The following is a 15121-nucleotide window of genomic DNA, read 5'->3' as shown; positions in this document are numbered from 1 at the left end:
TGCTCAACAAAAGGGCGGCGCTTGATTTACTGTTAGCGCCTGTCCAAGGGACCACGCCAACACCGACCAGCCGCCCATGTGGGAGCGAGCCTGCTCGCGAAAGCGTCAGTTCAGACAACCTGATGCTGAATGTGCCGACGTCTTCGCGAGCAGGCTCGCTCCCACAGGGGTCTCTGTGGCTGTCGAGCCGGGCGACTGCTCCCACGGATCAAAATAACCATAAAAAATCCGAGGTACTTCCTGTGGCCGTTGATATCGAAGATAGCCGCTCCGCGCGCTTTGCCCTGCGCTGTTCCGGTTTTGCCGAACGCTGGTTTCCCGATTCCTGGGTGTTCGCCGCGTTGGCCGTCATCATCGTTGCGCTGGCCACTCTGGCCATGGGCGCCAAACCCACCGCTGCAGCGATGGCCTTTGGCGACGGCTTCTGGAGCCTGATCCCGTTCACCATGCAGATGGCCTTCGTGGTGATCGGCGGCTACGTCGTCGCTAGCTCTCCGCCCGCAGTCAAGCTGATCGACAAACTGGCACGCATCCCGAAAAACGGCCGCTCCGCCGTGGCCTGGGTAGCGTTGATTTCGATGGTCGCATCGCTGCTCAATTGGGGTCTGTCGCTGGTATTCGGCGGGCTGCTGGTACGCGCCCTCGCCCGCCGCACCGATCTGAAAATGGATTACCGCGCGGCCGGTGCTGCGGCATACCTTGGCCTTGGCGCGGTGTGGGCGCTGGGCTTGTCATCGTCAGCCGCACAGTTGCAGGCCAACCCGGGCAGCCTGCCGCCGTCGATCCTGTCGATCACTGGCGTGATCCCGTTCACCGAAACCATTTTTCTCTGGCAATCCGGGGTCATGCTGCTGGCGCTGATCGTGATCTCGATCATCATCGCCTACGCCACCGCGCCCGGGCCGAATTCGGCACGCGACGCCAAGGCCTGCGGCATCGACCCGGCGTTCAACCTGCCGCCGCTGCAACCGCGCACTCGCCCCGGTGAATGGCTGGAACACAGCCCGTTGCTGATCATTGTGCTGGTGCTTCTGGCGGCGGGATGGCTGTTCCACGAGTTCTCGACCAAACCCGCGATCACTGCAATTTCCGGCCTGAACACCTACAACTTCCTGTTCATCATGCTCGGCGCGCTGTTGCACTGGCGCCCGCGCAGCTTCCTCGATGCGGTGGCCCGTGCGGTGCCGACCACCACTGGCGTATTGATCCAGTTCCCGTTGTACGGCTCGATCGCCGCGCTGATGACCACGGTCAAAGGCGCCGACGCGCAAACCCTCGCGCATCACATCTCGACCTTCTTCGTCAGCATCGCCTCCCACGACACCTACGCGCTGCTGATGGGCGTCTATTCGGCGATTCTCGGTTTCTTCATCCCGTCCGGCGGCGGCAAATGGATCATCGAAGCGCCCTACGTGATGCAAGTCGCCAATGACCTGCAATACCACCTCGGCTGGGCAGTGCAGATCTACAACGCCGCCGAAGCCTTGCCGAACCTGATCAACCCGTTCTACATGCTGCCGCTGCTGGGCGTGCTCGGGTTGAAGGCGCGGGACTTGATAGGCTTCTCGTTCGTGCAACTGCTGGTGCACACGCCACTGGTGCTGCTGCTGTTGTGGGCGCTGGGGACGACATTGGCGTATACGCCGCCGGTGATGCCGTAGCAAAAACGAGCCAGGCCTGTGGGAGCGAGCGCTCGCTTGCACAGGTCTGGCGTGGAAATCATGAAATCCATACTCAACCGCTTTTCTGTCAAACACCACTGATCCACTATGAAGCGCCCCCAAATCGAGGGGAACCCACGCTGAAAAGGATCTGAGCATGTTCAAACTCGCAGGACTTACCCTCGTTGCACTGACGCTAAGCGCCGCCGCTCACGCCGATGTCGACGTGAAACTGGGCAGCACCGAGCGCGTCACCCGGCTCTTCGCCTACCCCAACAATTGCAGCGTGATCTGCTTTCGCAACTGGACGCTGGAGCAGACCGTTGCTCACTATCTGAGTCAGAGCGTCCAGCGCGACGGTTACGCCGATGCCAAGGTGCTGGTGAAGACCGACAACGATCAGCTCTACGCCGAGATCACCGGTGTGCCGGACGGCTATGACAAGCCGCTGTCAGCGTTGCTCGACGCCGGCGATCTGGCTTATGCCGGCGCCAGCAAGCTGAATGCCGATGGCAAATGGGCCTATAGCTGGTATCTGTTCCTGCCGTTGGGCATGGCCCTGGAGAATCGCAAGAGCGTCGAGTTGCTGCACTTCCCGCCTGACTACTCGCTGACCCAGGCGCAGGACTACCTGCGCTCGAACACCACCGATCGCTGGGCGACGTTGCTGACCGATAACGGCATCCCTGCCGGGCAGACGCCGGCTTACCAGACCATCATCGACATCGCGCCGATCGCCGCGCCGTCCAATGCCGGCGGGGATCTGGAGGACGTCTACGACTACTTCAAGGATTACCAGACCACGCTGGTCAAGCAGTTCAGCCAGACCGCCAGCGGCACGACGTTGCCGATGGTTGCGTTCGGGGCGCCGGTGCGCAACTGGATCAAGGAACAGTATGGGCCGACGGTGGGCGTATTGGGTCTGGCAAGCATCAGTCCGAGCGAAGGAGTGAATGTGCCGGTGCTCGGCTCGAATCATCCGAGCTATATCTGGTACGCCGCCGATCCGAAGAGCTATACCGGCGACGATGCCCAGGCCAAGGCTGACGCGGCGGGCCTGAAAGTCATGGGCCAGGATTTGAGCGCGGCTTGCTGGCAGGCCGGGATGGGCAGCAAACCGGGCAGCGATGCGCAGGCCACGCTGAACAGTTGCACGCAAACATGGCAGGTGACGCAAAAGGTCAAAACCTGCGAGTTGTTCTACACCTCGATCCGCAACCTCAGCGCTGAACAAGCGGCTGCCAAGTGCGCCACGCGACCGGTCAAGACACAACTGCAGCAGCTGAAAGCGCCACTGCCTGCGGCCGCCGTGCCCGCACCCGCTCTGTAGTCGCTGCCGGAGCCCCGTGTCAGCCAATGCTGACGCGGGCCAACGGTGATCGCGCCTGTCAGGTTTGACAGTAGACCGGTACCTTCAATTGCGCGACGCTTGGATCCAATCATGCTTCGCCTGGCGAGGCATGGGCACAACCCGGAGGCAACACTCAACAACAAGGATCGTTATGAACAATCAAGCCATGGGCCGGCACCTGCCGCGCGACACAGAAGGCATCTATCCGTTCGCCGACTTCCGGTGCGGCTGGGTTTTCCATCCTGCGACGACTTCCAGATCATCCACGACGAACGTGGCATGGCCACGGCGGTGGTCGCGCGTCGCGAATTTCTGCGTATCAGCCGAATGTGCCGGGTTTCCGGGCAATTGCTGCCCTATCGCTGTCGACAGACCCGTCAGCTGCAAACCGGCATACACGTTTACGATCCGCGCTTTTGCGGGGTGCTGGAACACGCCTGCGACCCGAATGTATTTCTCGACATGAGCGAATTGTGGCTGTGGGCCTTGAAAGATATCCACAGCGGCGAACATCTGAGCATCGATTACGCATCGACCGAAGACAAACTGCTACGCCAGTTCGCCTGTGATTGCGGTTCGTCGCGCTGCCGTGGCTGGATCACCGGTTACGACGAACCACCCACGCCTGAAGGCCAGCGCCTTTTACAGCGCTGGCGGCATCCAGGCCGAAGCTGAAAGCTGCGGTTACGGCGCGCCGACCGGACGCAAACGGTATTGCGGCGGCAACTGTTCGAAACCACTGATGGTGGTATTGAGACTTTTCCAGCGGCCATCCTTGATGCCGTAGATGCAGCCGTGGATCGACAGCGGCTGCCCGCGATGCCAAGCGTTCTGAATGATGCTGGTGTGCGCGACGTTGGCCACTTGCTGGATCACGTTGAGTTCGCACATGCGATCGACCTGCTCTTCTTCGGTCGCCAGCTTGGCCAGTTCTTCGCGTTTCTCGTAGTACAGATCGCGGATCGAGCGCAGCCAGCCGTCGATCAGGCCGAACTGGCGATCCTGCATCGATGCGCGCACGCCGCCGCAGCCGTAGTGGCCGGTGACGAGGATGTGTTTGACCTTGAGCACATCCACCGCGTACTGGATCACGGACAGGCAGTTGAGGTCGGTGTGCAGCACGACGTTGGCGACGTTGCGGTGCACGAACAGATCGCCCGGCAGCATGCCCACGATTTCATTGGCCGGTACGCGTGCGTCGGAGCAGCCGATCCATAGATATTCCGGAGTTTGTTGGCGCGCCAGTTTGGCGAAGAAATCCGGGTCTTCCTTGGTGATCGCGTCAGCCCAACGCTCGTTGTTATCAATCAGGTCTTGTAGATCGTGCATGGATAAGGCCTCAAGAAAGATGCGCAGGTTTGATAGACGACCCCCCGTCGAAGTCACGCCGCCAGCGCAAAGTGTTTTCGTTGGAATTCTCGCGCGCCCGGTGAGTCCACTCAGTAAGGCCCACACTATGAGGAATTGCCATGACTGATTCACGACGCCCTTATGATGCGGTGCAACCGGAACCCATCGATGATAACGAAGACCGCATGGGCTCGGTGCACGAGCTGGACTTTGACGACGAAGAGCCCAGCGCGAAGATCGGCGATGAGCTGCCCGAGCGTGAACGTGAACAATTGATGCCTGCTGAGCGAGTGCGTGAGGCGGGTATGACCGGGGCCTCGGTGGACGATCACCAGCCGACTGACGATGACCTGAGCCCGGAAACGTTGATTCGCGAGGATGGTGCGCGCGATGCCGAGGAAGTCGGCGATGGTAATCAGGCGGATTGGGATCTGAGCGTGGTCGATGAAAATGACATCGGCGGCGGTGACGGGCTGGATGAGGCGGAACTGGCGGATCTGGATCCGCTGGATGGCAAGCGGAGATAAGAGGCGCCTGATCTGACGCGTTCGCGAGCAGGCTCGCTCCCACAGGTTCAGGGATGGTTACAAAATCCAATGTGGGAGCGAGCCTGCTCGCGAAGCTTTCAAGGTCGATCAGTCAACCAGGGTACAGACCATCACCACCGCATCCTCACGTCCACCCACCGCCGGATAATAATCACGACGCCGGCCAATCTCGTTGAAGCCATACCGCTCATACAACCTGAACGCAGCCGTGTTGCTGTCGCGCACTTCGAGAAAGCATTCCCGAGCCTCGGCCGCATACGCCCGCGACATCAAATGCTCAAGCAACGTCAGGCCCAACCCGCGCCCCTGATTTTCCGGCTTGACGGTGATATTGAGCAGGTGCGCCTCATCAAGAATGATCTGCACCACACCGTGGCCCACCTGCTGCTGCCCTTCGAACATCAGCCAGATCTGGTATTTGCCCAGGCCATCGAGAAAAATCCCCCGGGTCCACGGATGGCTGTACGCGGCGTATTCGATCTTCAACACAGCGTCCAGGTCCGCCTCGGTCATCGGGCGAAAGGTTACAGCCTCACTCATCGGATTGTTTCCAGCGCGCCATCAGCCGACGCATGGCTTGCCACACAGCGGCCTTGCGCTGTGGCTCTTCCATTAACAGTTCCAGACCGGGAATCGCCCAGGCCAGGCCCAGACCTTCGATCTGCAATTCACTATTGAACGCTTCGGCGTCCGCTTCCCCGGCAAATTTCACCGCCGGCAGGCCGATCAGCCACAGACAGGCGCAGGGCGCCGCTTCCATCTGCACCGAGAGGAAACCCTGCACGAAGTCGCGCGCCGCTTCCGGGCCTTGATCCAGCGTGCCGCGATTGAGCCACGGCCAGCGCACAGGTTCGCCGACGATTTGCGGCGCATCCGGCAGACCGGCGGCGCGCAGCATGTCCTTGAGCAGCAGGTAGGCCGGATCGCGACTCTGAAACGCTTCGCCTGTGGGTAACTCGACCAGCAGCAGGCAGCGCCCGGCGCGCAGCAGTTGCAGGGCGAAACGCGGTGGCGGCACTGGCGCTGGCTTGACCACCACCGGCGTGTCGTCGACTTCTTCCACCGGTTTCGCGCCGTTGCGGGTACTGGCCAGCGACGGACGCGGCACCTCGATTTTCGGTCGCTCGGCCTGACGCGCGGCAGGCTGCGCCGGTGCTTCGGCCAGAGGCGCCGGAACAACCGGTACCTCAAGCTCAGGCTCGGGCATCTCCAACAGCTCGGGCCGCGACGGTGCGGCGAAAGGCAGTTCGGTGCGCGGCAGCCAGTTGACCACCTGCATGGCGTTCAAATAGGCGCGGCGGCGGGACTCGATAAGCAAAGGTCGGCCACTTGTGGATAACGGAAAGTGCGCTGATTCTACCGCCCTTCGCACAAGATCGCTCGCTGTTGATCGATACCCCGCGCTGCGCTGCGCCGCTGCCCTTTGGGCAAAGAATGCGACAGCCCGTCCCGAGAGTGAATCGCCGCGCCTGTGATGCAGTACAATCGCCGCTTTTAATCGCCAACCAGCCGGCCATTCCGATGATCGAACCCAAGCGCGTCTTGCGCGCCCTCGCTGAACACTGGGCACTTCTGGAGCCACTGTGCGAGCACTTCGACCAAGGCACCCTGAGCCTCAACGAACTGCGCACGCAACTGGCCGCCCAACAACTCGACAGCACGCCGCAGGACATCACCAGCCTGCTCGACGTGTGGATTCGCCTCGATATTCTGGTTCCGGTGGCGAAAAGCCCGAACCGTTTCGAGCTCAACGCGCAGATCCACGACTTCCTCGCCTACCTGCGCCGCGAACACCGCCTCGGTCTGTGCCTGGAAATCGAAGCCTATCTGCGTCACCTTGAGCGTCTGGCCGGTTATATCCAGGACGCTTTCGACGTTCGTGATGGCAACGATCTGGCGCGCCAGCTGCGCTTGCTCGACATGCGCGTGCGCGACGTACTGAAGAAACTCGACAACGATGAACAGGCCCTGGTGGCAGTCGCCGAACGGGCGAAGACCAGCGACCGGCAGATTCCGCTGCGTCAGCGTTACGCCGAAGTGCTGGCGACGTGGGACGAATACGTCGAGCCGATGATTGATCTGGTCAACGCCGACGGCGCCTTCGAACAAGGCGTGCGCAAGGTCGAAACGGTGCTACTGAAGATGCTCAGCGAACAGCAGCGCCTCGGCCATCTGGTCGATGACGACATGCTCCTGCGCACCCACGCGCGCATCCTCGAAATGCAGACCAGCGCGCAACTGACCCTGCGCCATGCCCGCGAACTGCTGCTGCCGTTGCGTGAAGAAGCGCGTCGGCACAACGCCGTGACCCGTGGCGCCGCACTGGCGCTGGCGGCGATCCGGCGTAAAGGCATCGACGCCGTGCCGCAAGCGGCGATGCCGCTGTTCACCCGTCCGCAAAGCACCTTCCTCGGCAGCGCCAGTCAGGTCGAAGCCTACGTCTATGCGCTGGCGCGTTTCGAGCCGAAACCGGCGCGCTTCCCCAAGGCGCACAAAACCCAGAAGGCGGGCGACGCGCCACGAGCCCCCCGCACCGTGCGCGAGATGGTCGATCGTTGCGAAGAATCGTTGCCGATGCCGGACCTGATGACCTGGCTGCTGGAGCAGGAACCGGATGGCGCCACCGACGAATTGCTTTATTGGTTCTCGCGCCTGTCGCGGGAAAAACGCTTCAAGCGCGAGCGTCTGGAACGCCGCGAATACCACACTCACGAGCACCAGGTCAGCCTGCGCTCCTTCGCCCTGCTCTCGGCCAGCGACACCGCCGCCGAGGATTCTGCGAGCATCCCAAATGCATCTTGATCTTTCCGAACTGTCGCAACTGGCGCCGATTTTCCGCGAGTTGTTCAAGGGTTACCACGTCAGCCGCCGTGATCCCGAGCTGTACGCACAACTGTCGAATTTCCAGGACCAGTACCGGACGCTGTTCAAGGCGTTGGGCTTTGAACTGGTCTGCGACACCCGTGGTTTCTACTACTTCGTGCCGGACATGGCCGCCGCAGCGGTGAACAAGACCGCCCAGCGTCTGGCGCTGTTCACCTTCATCCTCGTCGAGCACCTGGCCGATCAGGGCCGCGACCCGATTGCCGTGCTCGACGGCGGCAGCCTCGGCCGCGAAGAATTGCCGTCGCTGCTGGACAAGTACCGCGACCTGTTCATTCAGGCCGAAGTGCAGACCGTCGAAGAACTCGAAGAAAAAATCATGCGCCGCATGACCCAGCTTGGTTTTGCCGGCGAAGAAAACGGTGTCTACCGCTTCCTGCCGCCGATGCACCGTTTCCTCGACGTGTGCCTGTCGGTACAACAGGACCGCGATCTGGCGGCCAGCGTCCACAGCGTTCTGCCGCTGCCGGCGCCGGTGCTGATCGACGAAGAAGCCGAAGCGAAATTCCTCGAAACCGACGATCCGCTCGATCTTTCCGAATTTGAAGAAGAAAGCGAAGAAGACGCACTGGCCCGCGCCATTGCCGAAGAACAGGAGTCCGATGCATGAGCCAGGAACGCTACGGCATCCGCCGCTTTGCCCTTTTGAACACCGCCGGTTACAGCCTTGGCCTGTTCCCGCTGGAGGAACCGCTGTCGGTCTATGGCGCGAACAACCTCGGTAAATCGGCGTCGATCAACGCGTTGCAGTTCCCGATTCTGGCGCGCATGTCGGACATGAGTTTCGGCAAGTACAGCCTCGAACAATCGCGGCGCTTCTACTTCGCCTCCGACACCAGTTACATCCTCGTCGAAGTCAACCTGCCCCACGGCCCCCACGTGATCGGCGTGGTCGGTCGCGGCCCGGGCGGCGGTTTCGGGCACCAGTTCTTCGCCTACGCCGGCAAGCTCGATCTGGCCCACTACCAGAAAAACGACACCTGCCTGCGCCAGAAAGAACTGTTCAGCAATCTCGAAAAAGAAGGCCTGAAAGCCTACGAACTCAAGCCGGATGAACTGCGCCGCTTGCTGGTTGGCGGCCACACTTCGATCCCGCTCGACCTGACGCTGATCCCGCTGCGCTCCACCAGCGAGCAGAGCCTGAAGACCTTCCGCGCGCTGTTCATCAACCTGCTGCACATGCGCGAAATCACCGCGGCCAAGCTCAAGCAACTGTTCCTCGATGCCTTCGAACACAGCCTGCGTTCGGGCAGCGTCGATTACATCGCCGCGTGCGAAGAAGCCTTCCGCGATGTGCGGCGCATGGAGCAGGACTACAACTCGCTGGTCGCCGCCGGTCCATTGGTTGAAGCGCTGGCCAACGGCGTGAAACAGCGCGACGTGCTGCGCGGCAAATTGCATCGCCTGTCACCGCTGCTCGACTCGTTGCTCGGCACTTGGTCGGACTACGCCACGGCGCGCAAGGAAGAGCTGACCATCCAGGCCGAGCACTACCGTCGCGAGCAGGACGATCTGCAAAACGATCAGCGCGGCGGCACTCAGGAACTGATGCGTCTGGAGCGGGAGATTTCCGGCATTCAGCGCTGGCTCGGTGAGCTGTCGGTGCTGAAGAACCGCTTCGCGCTGGTCGATGACGTCAAAGTGCTCGAGCAACAATTGCTCGCCGCCAAGGATGCTCACGATGAACTGGCCGGTGCCCTGGCGCAGTCGCGTCAGTTCAGCGCCGAAGACCTCGAAGAGCGTCTGCGCGATCTGGAAAAACGCCTGAAGTCGGTGAAGCAACAACTCGATCACGCCGACAACAACAGCTACGCCCGCCTGCGCGAAGAGTTCTCGCAACAGGACGTCGAACGCCTGATGCGTCTGTTCAATAGCGCGCTGTTCAGCCTGCCGCTGGGCGAGCACGGCATCACCCTCGATGAGAACGGTGAGTGGGTCAAATCGGTCGAGCTGATACTTGATGGCTTCAAGGGCGAGCGCTTCGAAGTGCCGGGCCTGTCGATCGACATCTCGCACCTTGAGCCGCCGGCCCTGCAAGCGCTGGCCGACCGTGCCGCGTTGCGCGATCAGAAAGAGCGTCTGGAAAAAGAACTCAAGCAACTGAAAACCCAGCAAGCCGTGGCCGCCGACCGCGCCGCGAGCAAGACCCAGACCGAAGCGCTGTATCAGCAAGTACTGGACGCGCAGAAAGCGCTGGAAGATTTCCGTCGCACCCAGACGCTGAGCGCCGAAGAAAACGACAAGCTCGAGCAACTGGCGCAGATGGAAGCCGCGCAGGACGAACTCAAGCGTTCCAGCGATGCCTTCACCGAGCGCGTCCAGCAACTGTCGGCCAAGCTGCAACTGGTCGGCCGGCAGATCGCCGACATGGAAGCCAAGCAGCGCACCCTCGACGACGCGCTGCGCCGTCGTCAGTTGCTGCCAGCGGACCTGCCGTTCGGAACGCCGTTCATGGATCCGGTCGATGATTCGATGGACAACCTGCTGCCGCTGCTCAACGACTATCAGGACAGCTGGCAGGGTCTGCTGCGTGCCGATGGGCAGATCGAGGCGCTGTATGCGCAGGTGCGTCTGAAAGGTGTGGCCAAGTTCGACAGCGAAGACGACATGGAGCGGCGTCTGTCGCTGCTGATCAACGCTTACGCACACCGCACCGATGAAGCGCTGACCTTGGGCAAGGCGCGGCGCGCGGCGGTCACCGACATCGCCCGCACCCTGCGCAACATCCGCAGCGACTACGACAGCCTCGAGCATCAACTGGCGTTGTTCAACCGCGAGATCAACAAGCGTCAGGTCTCCAACCTGCAGAGCTTCCGCATCGTCCTCGCGCCGAACAAGGAAGCCCTCAAGCACATCGACCAGATCATCCACAGCGCCGGGCAGTACGAAGAAGGCGAAACCCTGTCGGTGTTCGACCTCAGCCAGAGCGCCGAGCAGGACAACAAGAACGAAGAGGCCAAGGAATATCTGGCGCGGCTGGTGGCGGCGAACCACAACCAGCTCGGCCTCAAGGACTTGTTCGAACTGGCTTTCGAGATCACCAAGGTCAACGGCCAACCGGTGATCCACACCGACATCGACGGCGCGGCGTCCAACGGCACGACCATGACCATCAAGGCGCTGACCAACATGTACTTGTTGCTGCACTTGATGGATCGCGACCTGGCCGGCCGCGTGCGTCTGCCGTACTACCTCGACGAGGCGGCGGACATCGACGAGAAGAACCAGGCGGCGCTGCTGGAAACCAGTCTGCAACTGGGCTTCGTGCCGATTCTGGCGAGTGTGAAGCCGCAAGTCTGCGCCAGTGTCGCAATCGACCTGGAAGGCGGCAGCGGCCCGGCAGGCATCTACATCGATGAAGCGGACTGGAAGTACATTCGCCGGCATGATGTGGTCAAGGCCACGCTGAATGTGCAGGCCGATGAGCCGGAGCTGGATGCGGTTTGATCGGCTTTAGCTGAAGGCAAAAAAAGGGCCGCGATCTGATGGGATCGCGGCCCTTTTTTATCGCCTGGATTTTGTGTTGATTTGGCTGGCCCCTTCGCGAGCAGGCTCGCTCCCACAATTGGAATGCGTTCTCCTGTGGGAGCGAGCCTGCTCGCGAAGGCGTCTCAACAGACGCTGCTATTTACCAAGCTGAATCTTCGGCGCCCAGGTCAGCCATTCATCCTCGAACTTGTCGAACAACGGGAACGTCTGCTCGGCCCGAGCCGGATTGCCCATGCGCTCGCCATCCGGGGTGGCGAAGGCAATCCCGCCCTGAATCAGTGTCTCCAGCGACTCGGTGCGCACCGTCACGCCCTTGAACAACCCATAATCGAAGCCCACGCCGCTGGTGTTCCAGAAGCGGCTGCCGCTGCGCACCAGCGGCGCATACTTCGGCTCGATCAGGATGTGCACCAACACACGGTCAGCGGTCTGGCCCAATTCATAACCGGTCACCTTTCCGACGGTGATTTCACGGTAGGTCACTGGTACGCCAGGCTTAAGCGAACCACGACGTGCGGCGCTCAACACCAGACTCAGACCCGCTTCTTGCTTGGTGACTTCCGGCGCCTCGGCCAAGGCAACGAAGTTCTTCTGCGGGCCGAGATTCTTTGCCGCCGGCTGGACTTCGATGTATTTACCGGTGACCAGCGTTTCCAGATTCTGCGTCTTGATCAGGCCCAGTTCCGGCTTGACCACCCAGAACTGACTGCCGACCCGGGCGATCTTTTCCGGTACTTCGGTGATGCGTGCGGTGAGGATTACCGACTGCATGTCATCGGTCAGATCGACGCTTTCAATCTTGCCGACATCGAGCCCCTTGAAACGTACCGGCGTACCGCTGCTCAAGCCGTCAGCGCGATCAACCTTGATCGTCACTACCGCGCCTTTCTTGTTTGCCTCATCGTGGTCGGCGAACAGACGGAAGCGCGGTATGCGTTTCTTCAACGGCGCATTGGCTTGCGGCGTTTCGAACGCGATACCGCCGGCCATCAGGGTTTGCAAAGATTCACTCTTGACCTGAATGCCGCCGGTCAAGCCACCCGTGAGGGTAATGCCGCTGACATTCCAGAAACGCGTCGAGGCGTTGACCAGGTTTTCGTATTCCTTCTCGATGTGCACGCCGATGACCAGCTGCTTCTTGGTTCGGGAGAACTGGTAGCTCTGCACCGAACCGACCTTGACCTGCTTGTACAGAATCGGACTGCCGACATCGATCGAACCCAGCGAATCGGTAAACAACACCAGATGCAGGCCCGGCGAACGCAGATCCAGCGGCGGTGCTTTCGGTCGCGCCTCGAACTCGCGTTTCGGCGCAGCGCCTTTGTCGCCCGGACGCACGGCGATGTAGTTACCTTTCACCAGCGCTTCCAGGCCGGTAATACCCGCCAGGGAAATCGACGGTTTGACCACCCAGAACTGCGTGCCCTCAACCAGATAGTCTTCGGCCAACGGATCAAGGGTCAGCTCGGCTGTTGCACTGTTCAGGTCCGGATCGACTTTGAGCGCTTTCAGGTTGCCGACCTGAATGCCTTTGTACATCACCGGTGTGCGACCCGCCTGCAGGCCCTCGAAATCACTGAGTTTGACCTTCACGCGAATCCCGGCGGCGGCGGCGTCGAAGTCTTCATAGAGACGGAACGGCAGGCTCGGATCGGTCGCTGGGCTGTCCTTGCGATTCTCCGGCGTGGCGAAGGCGATGCCCCCAGCGACGATGCTGGCCAAGGACTCGCTACGGACTTTCACTCCGGACAGGTTGGCGTCGATGCTGATGCCGCTGGCGTTCCAGAAACGTGTGTGTTTGCGCACCAGTTTGGCGTAAGTCGGCTCGATGAACACTTTCAGTTCAACGGTGCTCTGATCCTCGGAAAGCACGTAGCTTTTGACCTGACCGACCTTGATCTGCTTGTAGAACACCGGGCTGCCGCGATTCAGCGAGCCAAGGCGATCGGCCTTGATGGTCAGGTGCAGACCGGGCTTGGCGTCGGACAGCGGCGGTTCTTCGGCGAGTGCCTTGAACTTGCGCACGGGCTCGCCTTCACCGGGACTGATCGCGACATAGTTACCCGAGACCAGCGTTTCCAGACCAGTGATACCGGCCAGGGTCACGCTCGGTTTGACCAGCCAGAACCGCGTGCTGGTCTTCAGGTACTGCTCGACGTCCTTGTTCATTTCGATGGTGGCGATCACCCCTTTGGAGTTGCCCTCATCGTCGAGCTTGAGCGTCTTGACCTTGCCGACCGGCATGCCTTTGTAGACCACTTCAGTCTTGTTGGCCTGGATGCCTTCGCCGCTTTCAAAGCGCACCTGAATCTCGATACCAGTCTCGGAATAAGCACGCCAGCCGAGCCAGCCGCCGATGATCAAAGCGATCAGCGGCAGCACCCAAATGGCCGACCAGTTTGAAGCCGGTCGGGTTTTCGCTACAGGCAAATCAGTCATGGTCGTCGTCCGACTCCGTGTTATCCCAAATCAGTCGGGGATCGAAAGTTACTGCGGCGAGCATCGTCAGAATCACCACAGAGGCGAAGGCGACGGCGCCCAAATTGGCTTCGACACTGGCTATCCGGCCGAAGTTAACGACCGCCACGAGAATGGCGATCACGAAAATATCGAGCATCGACCAGCGGCCAATGAACTCGATGAATCGGTACATCCAGATGCGCTGACGGGCCGACAATGGCTGCCGGCGCTGCACGGAAAACAGCAACAACGCGATGCCGACCAGTTTGAACGTGGGCACCAGAATACTGGCGATGAACACCACGCTCGCGATCGGAATCATGCCGTGCTGCACCAGTTCAATCACGCCGGACATGATGGTGCTCGGTTCACCCTGGCCCAGGGAGCTGACCGTCATGATCGGCAAGACGTTGGCCGGAATATAGATAATGGCTGCCGTGATCAACAGCGCCCAGGTACGGGTCAGGCTGTTGGGGCGGCGAGCGTGAACCTGCGCGCCGCAGCGGGTACAGCTCTGCTCATCGACGTCAGCTTCCTGCTTGTTCAGTTCGTGGCATTCGGTGCACACCAGAATGCCCGCATCAATCGCCCGCATGGGCATCCTCTCCTGATAATGCCTGCCAGATCTGATGCGGTGACATCACCACCTCCAGCCAGACTTGTACCAACAACAAGCCAATGAAACATGCCAGCCCGAGGCCGACGGTGATGGCTGCCATATCCGCCAGCTTTACGATCGCGACAAGGACGCCCATGAGGTAGACCTCGAGCATGCCCCAGTCTCTGAGGTGGTGGTAAATACGATAGAGCAACAAGCCATAACTACGGCCGACATTGAAGCGGATCGTCAGTAGGACAAACAGCTGGCACAACAACTTGAGTAACGGTATGGCCATGCTGCAAAGGAAGACGACAATCGACACTCCTTGCATATCGGTGTTGAACAGACCGACCACGCCACTCCAGACAGTATCCTGCGAAGATTGCCCGAGGATATTGAGTTGCATGATGGGTAAAAAGTTTGCCGGTACGTAAAGTAATAATGCGGCGATTACCAGGGCGAGGCTGCGCTGCACCACGTTATGGCGGTGGGCGTACAGTTCGTAACCGCAGCGCGGGCAGAGCGCTTTCTCACCATGGGCAAGTGTCGGCTTGCGCATCAGCAAGTCGCACTCATGGCAGGCTATCAAGTCTTCCAGCGGTAAATCTGACAGCCCGGGGGCGTCAACCGATTCTGACATACAGGCTCTGACTCCGATAAAGATGGGGCTATTCTAGTGTTCTGATTCGAAAATAACTGTGCAATTTTGTTCGCCATAGCGCTGAAAACTTTCTCGCAGGCAAAACAAAACCCCAACTGCTTTCGCAATTGGGGTTTC

12 protein-coding genes and 1 pseudogene are annotated in these 15121 nt (G+C 60.6%); 7 read left to right on the top strand and 6 right to left on the bottom strand.

Translation table 11 applies throughout. From position 1 onward, the window contains the following. Positions 1-242 precede the first annotated feature (242 nt). The 3 genes and pseudogenes from D8U82_RS11015 to D8U82_RS11005 all read left to right on the top strand — a co-directional run bounded on the left by D8U82_RS11015 (position 243) and on the right by D8U82_RS11005 (position 3687). Positions 243-1661: a TIGR00366 family protein gene (locus D8U82_RS11015; RefSeq protein WP_130902200.1), complete on the top strand. Its 1419-nt coding sequence runs from the start codon at positions 243-245 to the stop codon at positions 1659-1661. A gap of 157 nt (positions 1662-1818) precedes the next feature. Then, positions 1819-2991 carry a hypothetical protein gene (locus D8U82_RS11010; RefSeq protein ID WP_125927913.1) on the top strand — a complete coding sequence of 391 codons (1173 nt, stop codon included), beginning with the start codon at positions 1819-1821 and terminating at the stop codon, positions 2989-2991. A 172-nt stretch (positions 2992-3163) separates the two neighbouring features. Next, a pseudogene (locus D8U82_RS11005) lies at positions 3164-3687 on the top strand (lysine methyltransferase). Between the two features lie 9 nt (positions 3688-3696). Here D8U82_RS11005 and can read toward each other — a convergent pair. Further along, positions 3697-4341 carry a carbonate dehydratase gene (can, locus tag D8U82_RS11000; protein ID WP_039761245.1) on the bottom strand — a complete coding sequence of 215 codons (645 nt, stop codon included), beginning with the start codon at positions 4339-4341 and terminating at the stop codon, positions 3697-3699. 140 nt (positions 4342-4481) lie between these two features. Here can and D8U82_RS10995 point away from each other — a divergent pair, with 140 nt between their 5' ends. Next, positions 4482-4889 carry a serine kinase/phosphatase gene (locus D8U82_RS10995; protein ID WP_110602979.1) on the top strand — a complete coding sequence of 136 codons (408 nt, stop codon included), beginning with the start codon at positions 4482-4484 and terminating at the stop codon, positions 4887-4889. 108 nt (positions 4890-4997) lie between these two features. On the opposite strand, the gene rimI is transcribed toward D8U82_RS10995, so the two are convergent. Beyond that, positions 4998-5450 carry a ribosomal protein S18-alanine N-acetyltransferase gene (gene rimI / locus D8U82_RS10990; RefSeq protein WP_024014312.1) on the bottom strand — a complete coding sequence of 151 codons (453 nt, stop codon included), beginning with the start codon at positions 5448-5450 and terminating at the stop codon, positions 4998-5000. Continuing rightward, positions 5443-6189 carry an energy transducer TonB gene (locus tag D8U82_RS10985; RefSeq protein WP_110602976.1) on the bottom strand — a complete coding sequence of 249 codons (747 nt, stop codon included), beginning with the start codon at positions 6187-6189 and terminating at the stop codon, positions 5443-5445. Before D8U82_RS10985 ends, rimI begins: the two co-directional genes overlap by 8 nt. A gap of 242 nt (positions 6190-6431) precedes the next feature. Between D8U82_RS10985 and mksB the strand changes: the two genes are divergently transcribed. The 3 genes from mksB to mksF are packed head-to-tail and all read left to right on the top strand — an operon-like array spanning position 6432 to position 11240. Continuing rightward, on the top strand, positions 6432-7712 hold the full coding sequence (gene mksB / locus D8U82_RS10980; protein WP_160768349.1) for an Mks condensin complex protein MksB: 1281 nt from the start codon (positions 6432-6434) through the stop codon (positions 7710-7712). Beyond that, on the top strand, positions 7702-8403 hold the full coding sequence (gene mksE / locus D8U82_RS10975; RefSeq protein ID WP_016773189.1) for an Mks condensin complex protein MksE: 702 nt from the start codon (positions 7702-7704) through the stop codon (positions 8401-8403). Before mksB ends, mksE begins: the two co-directional genes overlap by 11 nt. Beyond that, positions 8400-11240: an Mks condensin complex protein MksF gene (gene mksF / locus D8U82_RS10970; RefSeq protein ID WP_130902199.1), complete on the top strand. Its 2841-nt coding sequence runs from the start codon at positions 8400-8402 to the stop codon at positions 11238-11240. Before mksE ends, mksF begins: the two co-directional genes overlap by 4 nt. A 177-nt stretch (positions 11241-11417) precedes the next feature. On the opposite strand, the gene D8U82_RS10965 is transcribed toward mksF, so the two are convergent. The 3 genes from D8U82_RS10965 to D8U82_RS10955 are packed head-to-tail and all read right to left on the bottom strand — an operon-like array spanning position 11418 to position 14983. Next, on the bottom strand, positions 11418-13721 hold the full coding sequence (locus tag D8U82_RS10965) for an MlaD family protein (protein ID WP_016773187.1): 2304 nt from the start codon (positions 13719-13721) through the stop codon (positions 11418-11420). Then, a complete protein-coding gene (locus D8U82_RS10960) occupies positions 13714-14337 on the bottom strand; it encodes a paraquat-inducible protein A (protein ID WP_071173597.1) in 624 nt (207 codons plus the stop codon). The genes D8U82_RS10965 and D8U82_RS10960 overlap by 8 nt, the downstream gene beginning before the upstream one ends. After that, positions 14324-14983, bottom strand: coding sequence for a paraquat-inducible protein A (locus D8U82_RS10955; protein ID WP_071173598.1), 660 nt, complete (start codon positions 14981-14983; stop codon positions 14324-14326). Before D8U82_RS10955 ends, D8U82_RS10960 begins: the two co-directional genes overlap by 14 nt. Positions 14984-15121 lie beyond the last annotated feature (138 nt).

Origin of the sequence: Pseudomonas sp. Sample_23, from assembly GCF_004307595.1 — a bacterium.
GTDB lineage: Bacteria > Pseudomonadota > Gammaproteobacteria > Pseudomonadales > Pseudomonadaceae > Aquipseudomonas > Aquipseudomonas atacamensis.
This window is presented reverse-complemented; position numbering and strand designations above follow the sequence as displayed.